Origin of the sequence: Micromonospora sp. NBC_00821 (assembly GCF_036347035.1) — a bacterium.
Classification (GTDB): domain Bacteria; phylum Actinomycetota; class Actinomycetes; order Mycobacteriales; family Micromonosporaceae; genus Micromonospora; species Micromonospora hortensis.
On sequence record NZ_CP108880.1, the window covers coordinates 3,903,905 to 3,923,995 of the forward strand.

A 20,091-nucleotide genomic window follows, 5' to 3' on the forward strand; every position below is an offset into this window, starting at 1 on the left:
AGGTTGCAGGTGGCCGACATACGTCGTTCGGCAGATCCCCCGTCGGCCCACTAATGCCAATCTCCGGAGGTGATCAGGCAACAGCGGGAAGAAAGGCCGGTGCGACACCCATGACCACCAGCATCATCGTCGACACGCAACGGACCGTCACCCCGCTCTGGCCGGTACCCCAGGAGAGGCGCGTCGTCACCGTCCTCTTCGCGGACATCGTCGGCTCCACGGCCCTGGTGGACCGTCTCGACCCCGAGGACGTCCGAGCGTTGCAGCGGGCCTACTTCGACACCGTCGCAGGTGTGCTGCACCGCTGGCACGGGGTGGTGGAGAAGTACATCGGCGACGCCGTGATGGCGCTCTTCGGCGCTCGGCACTCCGACGGCTTCGACGCGTACCGGGCGGTGCGCGCCGGGCTCGAGATCCAGGCCGCGCTGGACCGACGGCCCATGGTCGACGGCATCAGGCTGCGTGTCCGGGTCGGTGTCGCCACCGGCGAGGTCGTCGTCGACCTGGGCGACGTCGTCACCGGTGGGCACGGCGTGGCCAGCGGCGCGGTGATCACCACTGCGGCCCGCCTGCAGGAGTACGCCGCGCCCGGTGCCGTGGCGCTCTGCGCGGCCACCGCGCGCGCCACCGCCGGCCTGATCACCCAGCGTCAGCTGACGCCGGTGCCGGTCGCCGGTCGGGTGCCGCCGGTGCCGGTCTGGCACGCCGTCGGTCCGGTACGCCCCGGCGCCGACCGGCACGACGGCCCGTTGATCGGTCGACGCCGCGAACTGGCGACCATCCGCGACCAGTTGGGCGCGGCCATCCGAACCCGGACGCCGCGGTGGATCTCACTGGTCGGCCCCACCGGCAGCGGCCGCAGCCGGCTGCTGCACGAGCTGACCCGTGGGTTGACCACGGTGGACGGATTGTCGGTCCGCTGGTGCGTGGCGCACTGTCAGCCGTACCCCGATCAGGTGTTGGCGCCGGTCGCGCACCTGCTCCGCGGCCTCGCCGGGATCCGGCACAGCGACGGCCCGGCGGCGGTCCACGACCGGCTCGTCGCCGCCCTGACGCCGCTGTTCCCGCCGACCCGGGTGGCCACCGCGGTTCCGGCGCTCCAGCGGATGCTGACCACCCCGGACGGCTCGGCCGCCGCCCTCGCCGGCGCGTCGATCTGCCGCGAGGTCCTGCTGCGGCTGGCCGCCCACCGGCCGCTGATCGTGGCCGTCGACGACCTGGACCGGGCCGCACCCGCGGTGAGCCGTTTCCTGCACGCGCTGTTCGGCGCGGCGACGGAGCGCGGGCTGCCGCTGGCCCTGCTGACCGTGCACCAGCCGCAATGGGCCGACACCCGGCCCGGCCCGGCCCGTCAGATGACGATCGGACCACTGGCCACTGTGCAGTCCGGACGGCTGCTGCGCCATTTGCTCACCCGGGCCGGGCAGCCGGTGGCCCTGGTCGACCGGCTGCTGCCGCTGGTGGGAGGCCGCCCCGGGCACGCGGCGGCGTACGTCACGTCGCTGGTGGACGGCGCCGACCCGGCGGCGCTCCCGCTGCCCGAGGCGGTACGCCGGGCCGTCGGCGCGGAGCTGGACCACCTCGACGGTGAGCGGCGGGCGGTGCTGATGGCCGCCGGCACCCTCGGCGGCCTGATCTCCGCGGCGGCCGTGGACCGGGCACTCGGCTGGACGCCCGGCCGGTCCGCACCCGCGCTCCGCACGCTGGTCGCCGCCGGGCTGCTGCTCCCCCATCACGTCGACGGGTACGCGTTCGCCGCTCCAGCGCTGCGCCAGGTCGCCGCCGAGCGGTTGCCCCGCGCCCTGCGCGCCGTCTTCCAACACCGACTCGCAGGCGCGCCGCACCTCGACACCGTGCACCGGGACGCCAACCCGCCCGCTGGTGCGGTCAACGGCTCGGCGGCGAGGAGTGCCGAGATCGTGCGCCTCGACACCGTCGGCGCTCGGACCGGCCGCCTCGACGCGGTCTTCGCGGCGCTGGCCTCGACCGGGCCGGGCGGTGCCACCGGCCCGACCGCGCCGAGGCGAGGCAGCCCCATCCCGACGAAGGCCACCCGTCCCGCCGCGTCGGGTTCCGACACCAACCGTACGGAGGGCCCACGCCGGCTCCGAGCCGTCGCCTCGGCGGGCGACGTACCGCCGACGCCGGCGACCCGACCTCCGCGCGGTGCGGGCGGTGACCTGTCCCGGGACATCGGACGGGCCGCACCGCCGATCCGATCCGCGCCGACGAGTTCGGCTGGGCACTGGACACCCGCCGATGCCGGGGTGGTGCGGGCAGTACCCCGCCCACCGTTGATCCGCCCACTGGACGGCCTGCCCGCCTCTGCCTGACTGTGGGCATCGGGGCGGTTCAGGACAGGTCAGGACGGTCGCCCGCCGAACTGCCAGTTGTGCACCTCGATGTCGGCGTACCGGTCGGCCGTCAGGATGGCGCGCGCCGCGTCGGGGTTCGGCGCCCGGAGCAGCGCGGCGGTACCGAGCCAGGTGACGCCGTCGTCGGCCAGCAGCGGCCCGTACGCGATCAACTCGTCCGGGTCGGGCGGCACGGCCAGGTCGACGGCCTGCCCGGCGCCGAGCCCGAGCACCAGGTACCGGTTGCCACCGGTCCGGCCGCCGGGGAAGTCCCACATGGTGCGGCCCAGCGTGTTGCGCCACCGACGCAGCAGCACGTCCCGGTACACGCCGGCCTGGTAGTTCGGCTCCTCGAACGCGAATGCCCGCGCGGCGGCCCGGTCGGGCACGTCGACGATGTGCACGCTGCCGGTGGGCGTGTCCCCGACGAAGGTCGGGCCACGGGCGATCATTCCCGCCGCGTACCGGTCCATGTACGACCAGTGCTCGGGCAACAGTTCGTCGCGCAACGCCGCCGAGCCGGGCCGGTCACTGTGGTAACAGAGAAACTCCACGCCGCATTCTCGCCGGGTGCCCCTCGTCGACGGCGGACCGGGTGCCGCAGTGGCCGCTACGGTACGGACGCCGAGGCCAGCAGCGGGCGCCTGCCACGTGCTGGCTGCCGGGTGTCCCGTGGGAGCGGATGAGCCGCCCACCAGCGCGACTAGGATTGGTCCGTCATGCTGCTACGGGTGCTCGGGCCGCTTGAGGTCGAGGTCGACACAGGCGGGCCGGTCGACCTCGGCGGCCCCCGCCAACGCGCCGTGCTCGCACTGCTGCTCGCGGCCCGCGGTGAGGTCGTCTCCGTCGGGCAGATGATCGAGGATCTGTGGCGGGGTGACCCGCCACCCCGGGCGATCGCCTCCCTCCAGGCGTACGTCTCGCATCTGCGCCGCCTCCTGGAGCCGGCCCGCGAGCGACGAACGCCGGCCCGGGTCCTGGTCACCGCGCCACCGGGCTACGCGCTGCGGCTGCCGGCGGACGCCGTCGACGCCGGTCGGTTCGAGACGCTGCTGGCCGAGGCGCGTGCGGTCGGCCCCGTAGACCCGGGCCGGGCACGCCGGTTGCTCAGCGTCGGGCTCGATCTGTGGCGCGGTCGGGCGTACGCCGAATTCGCCGGTGAGCCGTGGGCGCAGCCGGAGGTGCTGCGGCTGGAGGAACTGCGGCTCGGCGCCCGGGAACTACTGCTCGACGTGACAGTGCGCTGCGGCGACGCGGCCGAGGCGGTGCCGGAGGCGGAGCTGTTGACCCGGCAGGCGCCGCTGCGGGAGGAGAGCTGGCGGCTGCTGGCGCTGGCGTTGTGGCGTACCGGTCGGCAGGGCGACGCGCTCGCCGCGCTGCGCCGGGCCCGGGCGACCCTGGCCGACCAGCTCGGACTGGACCCGGGCCCGGCGTTGGTCGAGGTGGAGTCCGCCATCCTGGGCCAGCGACTCGACCTGCTGCCACCGGTGGCGGCGACAGCGGTACGCGTTCAGCGGCAGGCGTCGGAGGAGGTCTTCGTCGGCCGGGAGGCCGAGCTGGAGGCGCTCCGGCAGACAGCCGCCGAGACGGTGGCGACCGGGCCGCGAGTCGCTCTGCTCAGCGGCGAGGCCGGGGCCGGCAAGACGAGCCTGCTCACCCGGTTTCGGGGCGAGCTCACCGCCCACGGCTGGCTGGTCGCCGTCGGCCGCTGCCCCGAGGTCGAGGGCGCCCCGCCGGCCTGGGCCTGGGTCGAGGCGCTGCGGCAACTCGCCGAGCAGGCACCCCCGGGTGACCGCGCACCGGCGCTCGCCCCGCTGCTCGGTGGGGGCGACGGCGAGCCCGGCGGCGACGTCACCGCCGGCCGGTTCCGGCTGCACCGCGCCGTCGGCGCCTGGTTGGACGCCGCAGCGGCCCGCAGACCGGTCACCGTGATCCTCGACGACCTGCACGCCGCCGACGCGGAGACGTTGCTGCTGTTGCAGAGCGTCACCGAGATGACCACCGGCACCGTCCTGTTCGTCGCGGCGGTGCGTCCCGCCGACAACACCGAGCGGCTCGCCGACACGATGGCCGTCCTGGCCCGCCGGTCACCACAGCGGATCCCGTTGGGCGGTCTGAGCACGTCCGAGGTCGAACGGCTGCTCGGCGCGCTGTCCCGCAGCACCGTCGACCCGGACACGGTCGCCGCGTTGGCCGAGCGGACCGGCGGCAACCCGTTCTACGTCCGGGAGTCGGCGCGACTGCTTGCCGCCGAGGGCACGCTCGTGGCCACCTCCGACGTGCCCGAGGGCGTACGCGACGTGCTGCGCCGACGACTCTCCCGCCTCCCGTCGACGGCCGTCTCGGTGCTGCGTCTCGCCTCGGCCGTGGGGCGGGAGGCCGAGGTGCGTACGCTCGTCGACGCCGCCGGCACCGACGAGGGCACCGTCCTGCGGGCGCTGGAAACCGGGTTGGCCGCCGGGTTGCTCACCGAACCGGCGCCCGGGCGGGTGCGGTTCGTGCACGGCTTGGTCTGCGACACCATCTACACCGACCTGCCACAACTGCGCCGCACCCGCCTGCACGCGCGGATCGCCGCCGCCACCCGTCGGCTGCGGCCCGACGACTACCCCGCCCTGGCCCACCAGTACGCCCGCGCCGCGTCGGCCGACACCGCGCCGCTCGCCGTCGACTACGCCATCCGGGCCGCCGAGCTGGCCGAGCGGCGGTACGCGTACGACGCCGCGATCGAGCTGCTCGGCAACGCTGTCGAGGCCGCCGCCACTGTCGCCGGGGACCGCGACGCGCTCCGGGTCGACCTGCTCGGGCGGCTGCTGCGCGCCCAGGCGCGGGCCGGCGCGGTGGCGGCCGCCCGGCAGACCCGCGCTCGGGCGGTCGACGTCGCCGCGGCGTCCGGCCGCGACGACCTGCTGGTCGCGGCGTTCACCGCGTGGACCGTCCCCACCCCGTGGCTGACCCACGAGTACGGCGTGGTGGACGACCGGGTCGTCGAACTGCTCACCCGACTGCTGCGCGCCGACGACCTGGACCCGGTCGCCCGCTGCCGACTGCTGGAGGCGCTGGCCACGGAGTTGGACGGCGAGTCCGATCCGCGAGGCGTGGCGGCCGGACGGGAGGCGCTGACTCTCTCGCAGCGGCTGGACGACCCCGAGCTGCGCGCTCTCGGGCTGGCCGCGCGGCTGCGCACCATGAGCTACGAGCGGGAGGCGCCGGACCGCCGGGCCTTCGCCCTGGAGCTGCGTGACCTCGCCGACGAGCACGGGCTGGTGACCTACCGCTCGGTCGCCGAGCAGGCGCTGGGCCACTGCGCTGCCGCGCTCAACGAGCCGGACGAACTGCGCCTCAGCGTCGCCCGGCAGGGGCGGCTGGCCGAGACGTACCAGCTGAACGAGGCGCAGACGATCAACCTGTGCTCGTTGGGCGCCCTCGCGCACATCGCCGGCGACTTCGACGCGGCGCGGCGGCACTACGACCAGGTCGCCGTGCAGATGCGGCGGCAGGGTTCGCTGCACGCCGAGGCCTTCCACTACTTCTCGACCGGCACCCTGCTGATCAGCCAGGGGCGGTTCGGTGAGCACCTGGAGGCGACGCGGCGGGTACGGGGGTCGTTGGGCCCGATCGTGGACGACCTGCTGGCGCTGGCGCTGATCGGGAGCGGACGCCTGGACGAGGCGCGGGCCATGCCGATCGGGCGGCACACCTACCGCCCGGACTATTTCGAGTCGGCGCTGCTCAGCGTGCGCGGGATGGTCGTCGTGGCGCTGGGTCGACGGGACCTGGCCCACCCCGTGATCGACGCGCTGCTCCCGGTACGCGACCAACTGGCCGGTTTCTCCACCACAGCGGCGGTGGTGCGGCCGGTCGCGCTGACCCTCGGTGAGCTGTTCCGGCTGGTGGGCCGCACCGAGGAGGCGACCCTGCACATCACTCTCGCCGCGCGGGTCGCCCGCCGGTGGGAGTCGCCGCACTGGCTGGCCGAGGCGACGGCGGCGATGGTCCGCTGACCGTCAGGGTTGGTGGATTCCAAGCCGGTTCCAAGTGGCACCGAGCATGATCAACAGATCTGTGCCAGTTGATCCCTCGGAAAGGTCACCGTTGAACCAGAACCACCGCGAAGCCATGGCCGACGTACGCGACATGTACATGGCGCACTCGGCGCTCCGTCGCGAGTTCAGCCTGCTGCCGCAGCTCGTCCGCGACGTCACCCCGGGCGACGCCACGCGCGCGGAGGTCGTCGGCGCCCACGCCGAGATGCTCTGCCACATCCTGCACCTGCACCACGAGGGCGAGGACCTGCTGCTCTGGCCCCTGCTGCTGGAGCGCGGCGGCGCGGAGGCCGCGGCGATCGTGCCCACCATGGAGGCGCAGCACCACGCCATCGAGGACGCCCACGCGGCGGTGGTCGGCCTCCTCCCCCAGTGGCGCCGCACCGCCCGCGGCGGTGAGCACCTCGCGGACGCCCTGGAGCAGCTACGCGCCGCGCTGATCGAGCACATGGCCCTGGAGGAGAGCGAGATCCTGCCGCTGGCGCAACGGCACGTCACCGCCCGGGAGTGGATGCAGCTCGGCGAGCACGGCATGAGCAAGTCCCCGAAGAAGCAGCTCCCGCTGGCCTTCGGCATTGCCATGTACGAGGGCGACCCGGAGGTGGTCAAGGCCGTGCTGGCGCACGCTCCGCTGCCGGCCCGGCTACTCATGCCGATCATCGCGCCCCGGCTGTTCGCCAGTCACGCCAAGCGGGTGCACGGCACCGCCACGCCCCCGCGCATCGGCGCCAGCGTCCGCTGAGCGAGGTCGGCGAAACTCCGCCTCACCCCTGCACATGATCGATCCGGTGACCCGGCCGGCCGGGATCCCAGCCGGCCGGGTCGCCGGGACTGCTAGCCCACTTGGCTGCCTCTGGATACCGACGCCGGCGGTGCCAACCGCGCCACGGGCGGGAGCGGCGAGATGTCCGGAGAGGCTTGGAACGCCGAGATGGCGAGCGCGGCGAAGCGCCGCGAGGCGCTGACCTGAGTAGTCGGTGAGGTCGCGTGGATACCGCTGTTGGCCATGAGCACGAGGATGACGTCGTCCAGGACGAAGTCGGGGCGGAGGCGACCGGCGTCCTTGGCGCGGCGGGCCAGCTCGTCGATCGCTCTGAGCGCGTATTCACGGCGCGCCTCGAAATCAACTGCTTTGGGAAAGGTCGATATGAGAGCTGCGGTAAAGCCTCGGTCGCGTGCGTGCAGTTCACACATTTTCTCGATCACGAGACAGAAACCGCGCCATGGATCCGAATCGGCAAGGCCCTCGTCGACAACGCCGCGACACGCGTACATCTGTTCTGTGAATGCCTCGGTGACCAGCATCTCCTTGGTCGGAAATCGGCGGTACAGGGTGGCGGGTGCGACTCCGGCCCGCCGGGCAACCTCCCGCATCGGCACGTCCAGGCCGTCAACGGCGAAGACCGCGCGGGCGGCGTCGAGGATGCGCTCGCGGTTGTCCAGGGCGTCGGAGCGAAGAGCGTGAGGCAAACGATCGGTCACGGCTCTCACTTTAGCGAGGCGGACAGCGGCGTGCGTTAGCGTCCGTCTGCATGAGGGCTTTGCAATTTTCGAAGTACGGTCCCGCGAGTGTCCTTGAGGTCTCGGAGGCACCGGAACCCCATGCCGGACCCGGCCAGATACGGGTGGCGGTTCGGGCGTCGGGTGTCAATCCGGCCGACACCTACGTTCGCGCCGGCCGATTCCAGCAGTGGATTCCGCTCCGCCTGCCGCACGTGCCCGGTGTCGACGCTGCCGGCGTGGTGGACGAGGTCGGTGACGGGGTGACCACGGCTCGGGTAGGCGACGAGGTTTTCGGGATCACGGACTACGCCCAGATGGGCGGAGCGAACGCCGAACACGCCGTCCTGGCCGCGTGGGCACGGAAGCCGGCCGCCCTGACCTGGGAGCAGGCCGGCGGCGCGGCGGGCAACATCGAGACGGCCACCCGAGTGCTCGACCTGCTGGGCGTCAAGGACGGCACCACGCTGTTGATCGAGGGCGCGGCCGGCGGGGTCGGTACGACCGCGATCCAGCTCGCTGTCGCTCGCGGGGCGGCCGTCATCGGCACGGCCAGCGACCGCAACCACGAGTTCGTCGCCTCGCTCGGGGCGATCCCGACCACCTACGGCCCCGGGCTGGCCGAGCGTGTCCACACTCTGGTGCCCGGCGGGGTGGATGTCGTACTCGACTGTGCCGGCTCCGGTTCGCTGCCAGACCTGGTCGGCTTGGTCGCGAGCCCGGACCGGGTGGTGAGCATCGCCGACATCAACGCCGCTGCCTACGGTGTGCACCTGTCGCGCGGCTCTGGCCCCGGCGCGGACACACCGGCACTCGACGGAATCGCCGCCGCCGGCGAACTCGCCGAGCGGGGTCGTTTCACAGTGCCGGTCGCGGCCATGTTCTCGCTGGAAGAGGCGGCCGCCGCCCACGAGCTGAGTGAGTCCCGCCATGCGCGAGGCAAGATCGTGCTGAAGCCGTAGGTGCTCCGCAACCTCTGTCCACCTGACCCGAGCACGCGCGGCCGACCATCCGCTGTGGTGGGCGAGCGGCACGCGAGCGCGGTCCGCGGGACGGGTGCTCAGCGGGCGGCCAGGAAGGCCAGCACGCGCGGCCAGACCGCCGCGGTGGCGTCCGGGGAGTACTCGGCCAGGTCCGGGTCGGTGAACAGGTGACCCACGCCGGGATAGCGGAAGACCGCCAGGTCGGCACCGGCGTCGGTCATGCCCTGCTGCCACTCGTCGACCTCGTCCGGCGCGTCGTACGGGTCGGGGTCGGCGAGGTGCAGGTGCATCGGCAACCCGGGTCGGACCGCGTCCGGGTCGCCGCCAGTGCCGTGCAGCAGGAGCAGACCGGCGGCGGCGGGGCGTTCGGCCAGCAGCGCCCCGGCCACCCCGGCGCCCATCGAGAAGCCGGCGAGCACAGTCTCCGGTGGCAGGTCACGCAGCGCGGCCCGGGCCCGGTCCAGAACCACCTCGTGGCCGATCTTGTCGAGCAGCGCGAAGCCGTCCTCGACAGTGTCGGCTGCCGGGACGCCGTACAGGTCGGGGGTGCTGACCTGGTGCCCGGCGGCGCGCAACCGGTCGGCGGCGGCGCGCACGGCGGGTCGCAGCCCGTACACGGAGTGGAACAGCACGACGTGTCGCATCCGGTCATCCTGCCGCAGCCGACCGGCCGTCCGGTGTGGGCACGCGGAGTGGGGCCATGATCGTGGTCGAGTCGTCGGGCAGCCACCCGGGGCTGATGGTGGCGGACGGTGCGCCGGATGGGCGACATCGGTAGCCGGCTGAGCTGCTCTACGGGGACGGAACGGTCGGGGGCAGGTCGTCGTCTCGGCCGGACTGAGGTAGCCCGGCCACAGCAGCGATGGCCTTGACGGCCTCGTTCAGTCCGGTGGTCTCGGGTAGGACGAGTTCATCGGGCCAGCCCAGGACGTCGTGGGCGGCGTACCAGCCGCTCATGTGCTCGGCGGTGAACTCACTGACCTGCGGGCGGGTGAGGTGCCGGCGCAGGGTCTCGGCCAGGGACACGTCGAGGTAGCAGAACAGGGACCGGCCGCGGTGGTCGTCCCGCAGGGAGGTCAGCACGCTGCGGTAGCGGCTGCTGTGCATGATGCCCTCCAGCACCACGTGGTAGCCGTGGTCGAGGGCGATCCGAACGGTCTGCGCGATCAACGCCGGTGCTGCCCCGCCGGGCTTGTCCCGCTCGCGCAACAGGATGCGGCGCAGGTAGTCCTGCTCGACCAGGGCGCAGCCCCGGCCGTGCCGGCGTCGTAGCTCGCGGGCGATGCTGCTCTTGCCGGAGCCGGAGTTGCCCCGGACGCAGACGAGGATCGTGTCCGGGCTGCCAGTGGGTTCAGCTAGCACGCTGCGCCCTCGACGAGGGCTTCGGTGAGGCCGCCGTCAAGGTCAGTCGTGGTGTCGAGGTCGTCCGGTTCGAGGTCCGGCAGCAGGACCTTCACGTCGCCGATCGTGGTGGTGCGCAGGTGTCCTCAACCTGTGTGGGCGCGGGGTGGGCACGCCACCACTGCGGTCCGTCGTCACGACGTCACCCGCGAATCAAGAGTCAGACCAGTGCCGCCAGCCGCGCGACCAGGGCCGTCGGTGGCGGCATCGCGGCGATCTCGCGGCTGACCTGCGCGGCAGCGGTCCGCAGGCGCTCGTCGGTGAGCAGCTGGGTCAGTGCCCGCGCGGTGATGTCCCGGGGACGCAGCGCCAGGCCGGCGCCCCGGCGAGCCACCAGCTCGGCGTTGTGCCGCCGGTCCCCCGGACCCGTGGTGGCCAGTTGGGGCCGGCCCGCGGCGAGGGCGCCGAAGGCGCTGCCCGCACCACCGTGGTGCACCAGCGCCGCGCTCGCCGGCAACGCCTCGTCGAGCGGAATCCAGCCGACCACCCGTACGTTGCCGGGCACCGAGCGGGCCGAGCGTTCGTCGGGGCGGACCAGCACGATCTCGGCGTCCACCTGGGCGGCGGCGGCCACCACGGCGGGCATCGGCCCCCGGTCGCCGGGGCCGGTGAGGGTGCTTCGGGTGACCAGGATCCGGGGGCGCTCACCCGGCTCACGCAGCCAGGCTGGCAGTTCCCCGCCGCCGACATAGGACGTGTAGCGCATCGGCCAGCCGCCCTGCGTGGCGACGCTGGGTGGGGCCACGGCGAGGGCGGCGGCCGGCGCGGGCAGCTCGGTGAGGCCGTGGCGGCGCAGCGCGGCGCCGAGTCGGGCGACTGTGGCGCGGACCAGGTCCCGGCCGTCGAAGAGGGCGTTCTCCTGACGTACGGCCGGCACGTCGAGCCGCGCGGCGGCCACCGCGCCGGCGACCGCGAACGGCTCGTACAGCACCAGATCCGGCCGCCACCGGGTGGCCAGCGCTACCACCGGGTCGACGAGCTGGTCGTTGAGCGCGCCGAACAGCAGGCCGGCGCCCCGGGTGCCGGCGGTGCCGGCCATTTCCGCCCGTGCGATCAGCGGATGGCGGGGGAAGACCCGCAGCGCGATCCGGCCGAATTCGAAGCCCGGCGCGATGTCGTGCACCGGCAGACCAGCGTCGGCGGCGGCCAGGGCTCCGCCGCCGGTGGCCACCAGCACGTCGTGGCCGGCGTCGCGGAGCGCAACAGCGAGCGGCACCAGCGGGAAGACGTGCCCGACGAGCGGGGCGGAAACCACCAGCACGCGCATGGGCACGATCCTATGTCGACCACTGCCACTGCCGAGGACCCGGAACGTCGGCAGCGACTAGCCGGACGGTCGCTGGTCGACGATGCGGCGCATCTTGCCCATCGACCGTTCCACGGTGTCCGGGGCAAGGACGTCGACCGCCACGCTTACGCCGATGGTGTTCTTCACCAACTGGACCAGCGCGTCGCCGGCCCGCTCGGCGGCGTCCACGTCGATGTCGGCCCGCCGCTCCACCCGCACCGTCAGGGTGTCCAGCCGACCGCGCCGGTCGAGGACGCACTGGAAGTGCGGTGACAGCTGCGGGGTGCGCAGGATCAGCTCCTCGATCTGGGTGGGGAAGATGTTCACCCCCCGCAGGATCATCATGTCGTCGGTGCGGCCGGTGATCTTCTCGATCCGGCGCATCGGGCGGGCGGTGCCGGGCAGCAGGCGGGTCAGGTCGCGGGTGCGGTAGCGCACGACCGGCATCGCCTCCTTTGTCAGGGAGGTCAACACCAGCTCACCCCGCTCGCCGTCGGGCAGCACCGCCCCGGTGACCGGGTCGATGATCTCCGGGTAGAAGTGGTCCTCCCAGAGGTGCAGCCCGTCCTTGGTCTCGACGCACTCGGTCGCCACGCCGGGGCCCATCACCTCGGACAGCCCGTAGATGTCGACGGCGTGGATGTCCAACTGCTGCTCGATCTCGCGGCGCATGTCCTCGGTCCACGGCTCGGCCCCGAAGATGCCCACCCGCAGTGAGGTGGCGCGTGGGTCGATGCCCTGGCGTCGCATCTCGTCGACGATGGCCAGTAGGTAGCTGGGCGTGACCATGATGACCTCGGGCTCGAAGTCGCGGATCAACATCACCTGACGCTCGGTCATGCCCCCGGAGACCGGGATGACGGTGCAGCCCAGCTCCTCGGCCCCGTAGTGCGCGCCCAGGCCGCCGGTGAAGAGCCCGTAGCCGTACGCGACGTGCACCCGGTCGCCGGGGCGGCCACCGGAGGCGCGGATCGAGCGGGCCATCAGGCGCGCCCAGGTGCGCAGGTCGTCGCGGGTGTAGCCGACCACCGTCGGCCGGCCGGTGGTGCCGGAGGAGGCGTGCAGGCGGGCGACCCGCTCCCGGGGTACGGCGAACATGCCGAATGGATAGTTCTCCCGCAGCTCCGCCTTGCCGGTGAACGGGAAGCGCGCCAGGTCGTCGAGATCCCGGCAGTCGTCAGGGTGCACCCCGGCCGCGTCGAACGCCTGCCGGTAGTGCGGCACGTTGTCGTACGCGTGCCGCAGCGACCAGCGCAGTCGGTCGCGTTGCAGGGCGCGCAGCTCGTCGATGCCGGCGCGCTCGATTGGCTCCAGCTCCTCGGGACGAGGGGTGCGGTCCTGCATCGGCTGCCTCCTTGGCGCGGCGGTCCCGGTGGGGCTGCGGGTACCGTACGCCCGCTGTCGCCGGGCCCGGCGGGGCGGTCAGCGGGTGGCCGGCAGCCGGTGCAGGGCGTCGACCAGCGGCGCCAGCTCGGGGGTGGCCTCCGCCTGGGCGAGCGCGTCGGTGAGCACCCGGTTGTGGGTGGGTCGGGTCTGGGCGAGCAGTTCGGAGCCGGCCGGGGTGAGCTCGGTGTAGATGCCGCGCCGGTCGTCGGCGCAGAGGATGCGGGTGAGCAGCCCTCGCTGTTCGAGGCGGGTGACCAGCCGGGTGGTGGCGCTGCCGGAGAGCGCGGCGGCGCGGGCGAGCTGGCTCATCCGCATGTGCCAGCCGTCCTGGCGGGAAAGCGCGTCGAGCACCGTGTATTCGACGACGGAGAGGTCGTGGTCGGCCTGTAGGGCCCGCTCCAGGGATGCCTCGATCAGCCCGTGCAGGGCGGCGAGGGTGCGCCAACCCTGCGCGCGGATCTCGACCGCGTCGTCGGCGATGCCCATGCCGGCCCTCCTCGGTGTGATCTGAACGGACCCCAGGTTACCACGCTTGCGCCGATATGAAGCGCGTGCAAGTATTTCGTTGCCGGCGCGCGTAGTTGCACGCGCCGCATATCTGACCCCTCCCGATGGGAAGACCATGTCCGTACGCCCACAGTCCCTGCCGCCCGGCCTGATCGCGCTGGCCATCGGCGCCTTCGGCATCGGGCTCACCGAGTTCGTGATCATGGGGCTGCTGCCCGAGGTGGCCGCCGACTTCGCGGTCACCGAGCCGGTGGCCGGCTGGTTGATCTCCGGCTACGCGCTCAGCGTGGCTGTCGGCGGCGTCGCTCTCACCGCGGCGGTCACCCGCCTACCGCGCAAACCCGTGCTGCTCGGCCTGATGGTGCTGTTCATCATCGGCAACCTGCTCTCCGCCGTCGCCGGCGACTACGCCGTGATGATGGCCGGCCGGATCGTCGCCGCGCTCTGCCACGGCGCGTTCTTCGGCATCGGCGCCGTCGTCGCCGCCGGCCTGGTCGCACCGGCCCGACGGGCGGGCGCCATCGCCATGATGTTCGCCGGCCTGACCATCGCCAACGTGCTCGGCGTGCCGTTCGGCACCTTCCTCGGGCAGCACTTCGGCTGGCGGTCGACGTTCTGGGCGATCACCGCCATCGGGGTGGTCGCCCTGATCGGGTTGGCCCTGCTGATCCCGGCGGCCGACACCGCCAACGCCGACCGCCCGGCCGGAGGGCTGCGCGGCGAGTTGCGGGCCTTCACCCACCCGCAGGTCTGGCTCTCCCTGGTGATCACCGTCCTGGGCTTCGGTGGGATGTTCGGCGCGTTCACCTACATCGCCTACACGTTGACCGAGGTCAGCGGCTTCGCCACCAGCACCGTGCCGTGGCTGCTCGTCCTCTTCGGCGTGGGGCTCTTCGCGGGCAACCTGCTCGGCGGCCGGGCGGCCGACAGGTCACTGTCGCGCACGCTGGTCACCGTCCTGGCGGTGCTTACAGTGGTGCTCGTCGGCTTCGCGCTGACCGCCACGAATCCGGTGCTGACCATCGTCGCGCTGGTGCTGATGGGCGGTTTCGGCTTCGCCACAGTGCCGCCGCTGCAAATGCGGATCATGCGGTACGCCCACCAGGCGCCGACCCTGGCGTCCGGGGCGAACATCGCCGCGTTCAACCTCGGCAACGCGTTGGGCGCCTGGATCGGTGGGGTGACCATCGCCGCCGGACTCGGCTACACCTCGCCGATCTGGGCCGGCGCCGCACTCACCCTCATCGGTCTGGGCGTGCTCCTCGGCGCGCTACGGCTGGCCCGCCGCGACGAGCCGTCCCGGGCCGACGCGAGCCTGGTGGACGCCCCGGTCTGACCTCGCCGGAAAGACGACGCCGGGCCGGGCGGATGCCCGACCCGGCGTCGCTCTGATCATCGCCCTGCCATCTTCTCGCAATTGCAAAACATGTGCAACAAGGTCTGGACAACGCGCTCGTGCCGTAACTAGCCTGATCGTCATGAGTCCTTACATCGTGGATCCCTGGGCCTGGCAGGAGAGCTGGGACCGCCAGCAGGAGGCCTACCTCCCGGACCGGGAACACCGGTTCACCGCCATGCTCGACACCGTCGACGCGGTCCTCGACGGCCGGCCGCCGCGCGTGCTCGACCTGGCCGGCGGCACCGGCAGCATCTCGCTGCGGACGCTGGCGCGCTTCCCCGCCGCCGAGACGACAGTGGTCGACCTCGACCCGGCGCTGCTCGCCATCGCCGGCGCCTCACTGGCCGAGCGGGCCACCATCATCACGGCCGACCTCGGCACCCCCGAGTGGCGCTCCACGCTCCCCCACCAGGAGTACGACGCCGTGCTCACCGCCACCGCCCTGCACTGGCTGCCGGCCGAGCGGCTCGGGCAGCTCTACGCCGAACTGCGCGACGTGCTGCGACCGGGCGGGGTCTTCGTCAACGCCGACCACATGCCCGACGACACCCTGCCGGAGCTGACCAAGCGGCTGATGGACCGGGCCCGGGACCGGCGCAACGCCCGGTACGCCGCCGGCTCGATGCTGTCCTGGTCGGACTGGTGGGAGCGGGCCGGCGCCGACCCGGCGCTCGCCCCGTTGGTCGCCCAACGACACGAGATCTACCCGACCGGGCACAGCCCCGAGTGGAACCCACCGGTCTCCTGGCACCTCGCCGCGCTCACCGCGGCGGGCTTCAGCGAGGTCGGCACGGTCTGGCGAGGCGGCCCGGACGCCGTTGTCGCGGCAGTGCGCTGACGCCACCCTCGTCAGCAGCGCGCTGACGCCGCCCTCACCGGGAGGTGACCGACGTCGCCGTCGCCGGCACTAGGCTGAGGAGCCGTGCCAGAGCCGTTCGAGCCGCGTACCGACCCCGACGTCGACCTGCGCGTCCCCGCCGACCGCCGCGAGCTGACGGCGCGCCCCGCGACGGTCCTCGCCGCGATCGCGGCCGGCGGGGTGCTCGGCGCGCTGGCCCGGGCCGGCCTGCAACACGCCGTTCCGCACCCACCGGCCGGCTTCGGTTGGGCCACGTTCACCATCAACACGTCCGGCTGTCTCCTGATCGGCGTGCTGATGGCGGTGCTCGGGCACCTCGACGGCGGCCCCCCGTTGGCTCGTCCGTTCCTCGGGGTCGGGGTGCTCGGTGGTTTCACCACCTTCTCCACCTATGCGGTCGACGTCCAGCAGGCGATCGTCGCGGGCGCACCGGGCACCGCGCTGGCGTACCTCGCCGCGACGGCGCTCGGGGCGCTCGTCGCGGTCGCCGTGGGCGACGCCGTCACCGCCGGGCTGCTGCGTCGGGTGACCCGATGACAGTGCTGCTCATCGCCCTGGGCGCGGCCGTCGGTGCGCCGTTGCGCTACCTCACCGACCGGGCCGTGCAGTCCCGGCACGGCTCGGCGTTCCCCTGGGGGACGCTGCTCGTCAACGTGTCCGGGTCGTTGCTGCTCGGCGTCCTGGTCGGGTGGCCGGCCAGCCCGTCCGTCAGCGCGTTGCTCGGCACCGGGTTCTGCGGCGCGCTGACCACCTACTCCACCTTCAGCTACGAGACGCTGCGGCTGACCACTGGCGGTCATCGGCTCCTCGCGCTGGCCAACGTGCTCGGCAGCGTGGCCGCCGGGCTCGCCGCGGCTACCGTCGGCTACGCGGTGGCCCGTGCCCTGATCGGCTGACCGCACACCAGCCGCAGCGCGCCCGTCTCCATCCCCAGCGAACGCCTGACCAGCGACGATCCACCACACACCGAGGGTATATACGCGAGGTATACCCTCGGTGTAGTCTGCTGGCATGAGCGTGCCACTGACCCTCCTCGGACTCCTCGAACGCGAGCCCAGCCACGGTTACGACCTGAAGCGCGACTACGACGCCTTCTTCGGCCGGGGCAAGCCACTGCCGTTCGGCCAGGTCTACTCCACCCTGAGCCGACTGGCCCGCGACGGCAAGGTGGTGATCAGCGACGTCGCCCCGGGCTCCGGCCCCGACCGCAAGCGCTACATCATCACCGACGTCGGCGCGACCGAGGTCGAGCAGTGGCTGACCCAACCGGTCGACCCGGAACCGCATTTGCAGACGGTGCTCTTCGCCAAGGTCGTGCTCGCGCTGATGCTGGACCGCCCGGCCGCCGAATACCTCGACACCCAGCGCAGCGCGCACCTGCACCGGATGCGGGAGCTGACCGAGATCAAGCGCGCCGGCAGCCTGGTCGACGCGCTGCTCGCCGACCACGGCCTCTACCACCTGGAGGCCGACCTCCGATGGATCGAGATGACCGGCGCCCGCCTGGACGCCCTGCGGAAAGAGGTACGGCCGTGAGCGTCGTGATCGAAGCGCGCGACGTCGAGTTCTCCTTCGGTCAGACGCCCGCCCTGCGCGGCGCCAGCGTCGCCGTGGAGGCGGGCGAGATCCTCGCCGTCATGGGCCCCAGCGGTTCGGGCAAGTCCACCCTGCTGCACTGCCTGGCCGGCATCCTGGTGCCCGACTCCGGCGAGATCCTCTTCGACGGGGCCCGGGTGCACGCCATGGCCGAGACCGAGCGCAGCAGCCTGCGCCGGGACCGGTTCGGCTTCGTGTTCCAGTTCGGTCAGCTCGTCCCCGAGCTGACCGCTGTGGAGAACGTCGCGCTGCCGCTGCTGCTCAGCGGCGTACACCGCAAGCAGGCGCTGCCCAGGGCGCGAGCCTGGTTCGCGCGCCTCGGGCTGGACGGCCTGGAGCAGCGGCGCTCGGGTGAGCTCTCCGGCGGGCAGGCGCAACGGGTCGCCCTGGCTCGCGGCCTGGTCGCCGAGCCGCAGGTGCTCTTCGCCGACGAGCCGACCGGCGCGCTCGACTCGCTCACCGGCGAGCAGGTGATGGACCTGCTGGTCGGGGCCGCCCGCGAGCAGGGCACCACCGTCATCCTGGTCACCCACGAGCCGAGGATCGCGGCGTACGCCGACCGCGAGGTCATGGTCCGCGACGGGCGCGTGAACGCGCCGGACCGGATCGCCTCGTGATCCGCTTCGGGCTCCGCCTCGCCGTGGCCGGCGGCCGTGAGGCGCTCACCCGCCTGATCGTCATCGCCGCCGCCGTCGCGGTCGGCAGCGGTCTGCTGCTGACCACTCTCGCCGGGGTCAACGCTGTCAACTCCCAGCTCACCCGGTACGCGTCGGTCTATCCCAACGCCTCGCCGGGCGGCGACGCCGATCCCCTGTGGTGGTCGACGCGCGAGGACTACTTCCACGGCAAGCAGATCATTCGGATCGACGTCGCGGCCACCGGGCCGAGCGCCCCCACTCCGACCGGCATCCCGAGCACGCCCGGCCCCGGGGAGTACTACGCCTCCCCCGCCCTGCGCGACCTGCTGGCCGCTCACCCGGCCGACGAACTCGGCGAGCGCTATCCGGGGCGCGCCGTCGGCACCGTCGGCCCGGCCGCACTTACCTCACCGGACACCCTGCTCGTCATCATGGGTCGCACCCCCGACGAAGTGGCCGCGCTGCCCGCCGCCACGAAGCTCACCCGCGTCGGCGACACCCCCGCGCTCCCCGAGACAACGATGAACCTCATCCTGGGCGTGATCGCCGGCGGGCTGCTGTTCCCGTTGCTGATCTTCGTCGGCACCGCCACCCGGCTCAGCGCGGCCCGCCGGGAGCAGCGCTTCGCCGCGATGCGCCTGGTCGGCGCCACCCCGAGGCAGACCTCGGTGGTCGCGGCGGTGGAGGCGACTACCGCTGCCGTCGTCGGCACCGCCGTCGGCTTCGGCCTGTTCTACGCCTTCCGCGGCCCGATGGCTGGCATCCCGTTCACGGGCATGCCGTTCTTCCCCAGCGACATGTCGCTGGGCCTGCTGGACGTCCTGCTCGTGGCGCTCGGCGTCCCGGCCGGCGCGGCCGTGGCGGCCCAGGTCTCGTTGCGCCGGGTACGGATCTCGCCGCTGGGCGTGACCCGCCGGGTCACTCCCCGCGCCCCGCGGGCGTACCGGCTGATCCCGATGGTGCTCGGCGTCGCCGTGCTGCTCTTCGCCATCGGCTTCCGGCCCGAGACGTCCGACGGCCAGGCCGCGGTGTTCCTGCCCGGGCTGCTGCTCATCATGGCCGGCCTGGTCTTCGCCGGCCCGTGGTTGACGATGGTCGGCGCCCGGGTGATGGCCCGGTACGCCAACCGCCCGGCCACGCTCATCGCCGCGCGTCGCCTCGCTGACAACCCGAAGGCCGGCTTCCGGGCGATCAGCGGCATCATGCTCGCGCTCTTCGTCACGAGCGTGTCCGTCGGCGTGATCACCACGATCGTCGCCAACCGCGGCCCGGCACCGGTCGGCTCGACCGAGGCGGGACAGGTGTCGATCTACCTTCCTGAGGATGCACCGGCGACGCCTGACTCGCTCTTCACCGACCTACGCTCGATGACCGGCGTGCGGTCGGCCTTCGCGGTGCGCGAGAACCCGGACTGGATGAGCGCCAGCGAGCCCGGCCTGATCGCGTGCGCCGAGATCCCGAGCGCGTACGGCCGGTGCGCCGAGGGCGCCACCGTCGCCGAGGTAGCGACGGGTCTCATCCCCTTCCGGGAGTCGGCGTCGTCCACCAGGGTCTGGCCCGCCGCATCGGTTCCACTCGGCGAACTCCAACAGCTGCCGGTGATGTCGATCGTCGTCGACACGGACGGTTCCGCCGCCACCATCGAGCGCTCGCGGACCGTGCTCGAGACCGCCCTGCCGGCCTTCCGGGTGGCGCCGAACGTGCCCGGTGACTTCGAGTCGGAGTTCGCCAACACGCTGCGCGGCTGGGAACAACTGGCAAACGTCATCATCATCGCCAGCCTCGCGCTCGGCGGGTGCAGCCTCGCGGTCAGCGTCATCGGCGGTCTCACCGAACGCCGACGCCCGTTCAGCCTGCTGCGCCTCAGCGGCGCTCCGGTGCGCGTCCTGCGCCGGGTGGTGGCGTTGGAGAGCGCCGTGCCGATGCTCGCCGTCGCCGCCGTCGCCATCGGCATGGGCCTCCTCGCCGCCCACCTGTTCCTCCGGGCACAGATGGGCTACACCCTCGTCGCGCCGCAGCCGGGCTTCTACGTGATCGTCGTGGTCGGGTTGGCAGCCTGCCTCGGCGTCATCGCCTCCACCCTGCCGCTGCTGGAACGCATCACCGGGCCGGAGACCGCCCGCAGCGAGTGATC

Annotated in this window: 18 protein-coding genes and 1 pseudogene; 11 read left to right on the forward strand and 8 right to left on the reverse strand. The window is 72.9% G+C overall.

The features are described from left to right. Nucleotides 1-110: 110 nt before the first annotated feature. Complete coding sequence (locus OHB44_RS18000) at nt 111-2,333, forward strand: AAA family ATPase (protein ID WP_330437629.1); 2,223 nt, start codon at nt 111-113, stop codon at nt 2,331-2,333. Between the two features lie 29 nt (nt 2,334-2,362). On the opposite strand, the gene OHB44_RS18005 is transcribed toward OHB44_RS18000, so the two are convergent. Then, nucleotides 2,363-2,908: a YciI family protein gene (locus OHB44_RS18005; RefSeq protein WP_330437630.1), complete on the reverse strand. Its 546-nt coding sequence runs from the start codon at nt 2,906-2,908 to the stop codon at nt 2,363-2,365. A gap of 165 nt (nt 2,909-3,073) precedes the next feature. Here OHB44_RS18005 and OHB44_RS18010 point away from each other — a divergent pair, with 165 nt between their 5' ends. Next, the gene (locus tag OHB44_RS18010) at nt 3,074-6,358 is read left to right on the forward strand and encodes an ATP-binding protein (RefSeq protein ID WP_330437631.1); all 3,285 of its coding nucleotides are present in this window, start codon (nt 3,074-3,076) and stop codon (nt 6,356-6,358) included. Between the two features lie 115 nt (nt 6,359-6,473). Next, nucleotides 6,474-7,142 carry a hemerythrin domain-containing protein gene (locus tag OHB44_RS18015; RefSeq protein WP_238686191.1) on the forward strand — a complete coding sequence of 223 codons (669 nt, stop codon included), beginning with the start codon at nt 6,474-6,476 and terminating at the stop codon, nt 7,140-7,142. Nucleotides 7,143-7,234: 92 nt separating this feature from the next. Here the strand turns inward: OHB44_RS18015 and OHB44_RS18020 are convergent, their stop codons facing one another. Next, nucleotides 7,235-7,882, reverse strand: coding sequence for a TetR/AcrR family transcriptional regulator (locus tag OHB44_RS18020; RefSeq protein ID WP_238686190.1), 648 nt, complete (start codon nt 7,880-7,882; stop codon nt 7,235-7,237). Nucleotides 7,883-7,932: 50 nt separating this feature from the next. Here OHB44_RS18020 and OHB44_RS18025 point away from each other — a divergent pair, with 50 nt between their 5' ends. Continuing rightward, the gene (locus OHB44_RS18025; protein ID WP_330437632.1) at nt 7,933-8,862 is read left to right on the forward strand and encodes an NADP-dependent oxidoreductase; all 930 of its coding nucleotides are present in this window, start codon (nt 7,933-7,935) and stop codon (nt 8,860-8,862) included. Between the two features lie 98 nt (nt 8,863-8,960). Here OHB44_RS18025 and OHB44_RS18030 read toward each other — a convergent pair whose 3' ends face one another. The 6 genes and pseudogenes from OHB44_RS18030 to OHB44_RS18055 form a co-directional block, all read right to left on the reverse strand. Further along, entirely contained in the window at nt 8,961-9,527 is a 567-nt protein-coding gene (locus OHB44_RS18030) for a dienelactone hydrolase family protein (RefSeq protein WP_330437633.1), read from the reverse strand. A gap of 148 nt (nt 9,528-9,675) precedes the next feature. Further along, nucleotides 9,676-10,245, reverse strand: coding sequence for a kinase (locus OHB44_RS18035; protein ID WP_330437634.1), 570 nt, complete (start codon nt 10,243-10,245; stop codon nt 9,676-9,678). Beyond that, nucleotides 10,245-10,364: pseudogene (locus OHB44_RS18040) on the reverse strand (pentapeptide repeat-containing protein); the annotation flags it as partial. The pseudogene OHB44_RS18040 and the gene OHB44_RS18035, both read right to left, overlap by 1 nt. 80 nt (nt 10,365-10,444) lie before the next feature. Continuing rightward, nucleotides 10,445-11,551, reverse strand: coding sequence for a nucleotide disphospho-sugar-binding domain-containing protein (locus OHB44_RS18045; RefSeq protein WP_330437635.1), 1,107 nt, complete (start codon nt 11,549-11,551; stop codon nt 10,445-10,447). 57 nt (nt 11,552-11,608) lie between these two features. Next, the gene (gene paaK, locus OHB44_RS18050; RefSeq protein WP_330437636.1) at nt 11,609-12,916 is read right to left on the reverse strand and encodes a phenylacetate--CoA ligase PaaK; all 1,308 of its coding nucleotides are present in this window, start codon (nt 12,914-12,916) and stop codon (nt 11,609-11,611) included. Between the two features lie 78 nt (nt 12,917-12,994). Continuing rightward, a complete protein-coding gene (locus OHB44_RS18055) occupies nt 12,995-13,444 on the reverse strand; it encodes a MarR family winged helix-turn-helix transcriptional regulator (protein ID WP_330437637.1) in 450 nt (149 codons plus the stop codon). A gap of 136 nt (nt 13,445-13,580) precedes the next feature. Between OHB44_RS18055 and OHB44_RS18060 the strand changes: the two genes are divergently transcribed. From OHB44_RS18060 to OHB44_RS18090, 7 genes are all read left to right on the forward strand, one after another. After that, nucleotides 13,581-14,801, forward strand: a complete 1,221-nt coding sequence (locus OHB44_RS18060) for an MFS transporter (protein WP_330437638.1) — start codon at nt 13,581-13,583, stop codon at nt 14,799-14,801. A 142-nt stretch (nt 14,802-14,943) separates the two neighbouring features. Continuing rightward, nucleotides 14,944-15,702 (forward strand): class I SAM-dependent methyltransferase, encoded by a 759-nt coding sequence (locus tag OHB44_RS18065; protein ID WP_330437639.1) that lies wholly within the window; start codon nt 14,944-14,946, stop codon nt 15,700-15,702. An 84-nt stretch (nt 15,703-15,786) separates the two neighbouring features. Next, the gene (locus OHB44_RS18070) at nt 15,787-16,260 is read left to right on the forward strand and encodes a fluoride efflux transporter FluC (RefSeq protein ID WP_330437640.1); all 474 of its coding nucleotides are present in this window, start codon (nt 15,787-15,789) and stop codon (nt 16,258-16,260) included. Next, entirely contained in the window at nt 16,257-16,619 is a 363-nt protein-coding gene (gene crcB / locus OHB44_RS18075) for a fluoride efflux transporter CrcB (protein ID WP_266302419.1), read from the forward strand. Before OHB44_RS18070 ends, crcB begins: the two co-directional genes overlap by 4 nt. Nucleotides 16,620-16,734: 115 nt before the next feature. Continuing rightward, complete coding sequence (locus OHB44_RS18080; protein WP_091398392.1) at nt 16,735-17,259, forward strand: PadR family transcriptional regulator; 525 nt, start codon at nt 16,735-16,737, stop codon at nt 17,257-17,259. Next, nucleotides 17,256-17,936: an ABC transporter ATP-binding protein gene (locus OHB44_RS18085; protein WP_112672048.1), complete on the forward strand. Its 681-nt coding sequence runs from the start codon at nt 17,256-17,258 to the stop codon at nt 17,934-17,936. The genes OHB44_RS18080 and OHB44_RS18085 overlap by 4 nt, the downstream gene beginning before the upstream one ends. Next, nucleotides 17,933-20,089, forward strand: a complete 2,157-nt coding sequence (locus OHB44_RS18090) for an ABC transporter permease (RefSeq protein WP_330437641.1) — start codon at nt 17,933-17,935, stop codon at nt 20,087-20,089. The genes OHB44_RS18085 and OHB44_RS18090 overlap by 4 nt, the downstream gene beginning before the upstream one ends. Nucleotides 20,090-20,091 lie beyond the last annotated feature (2 nt).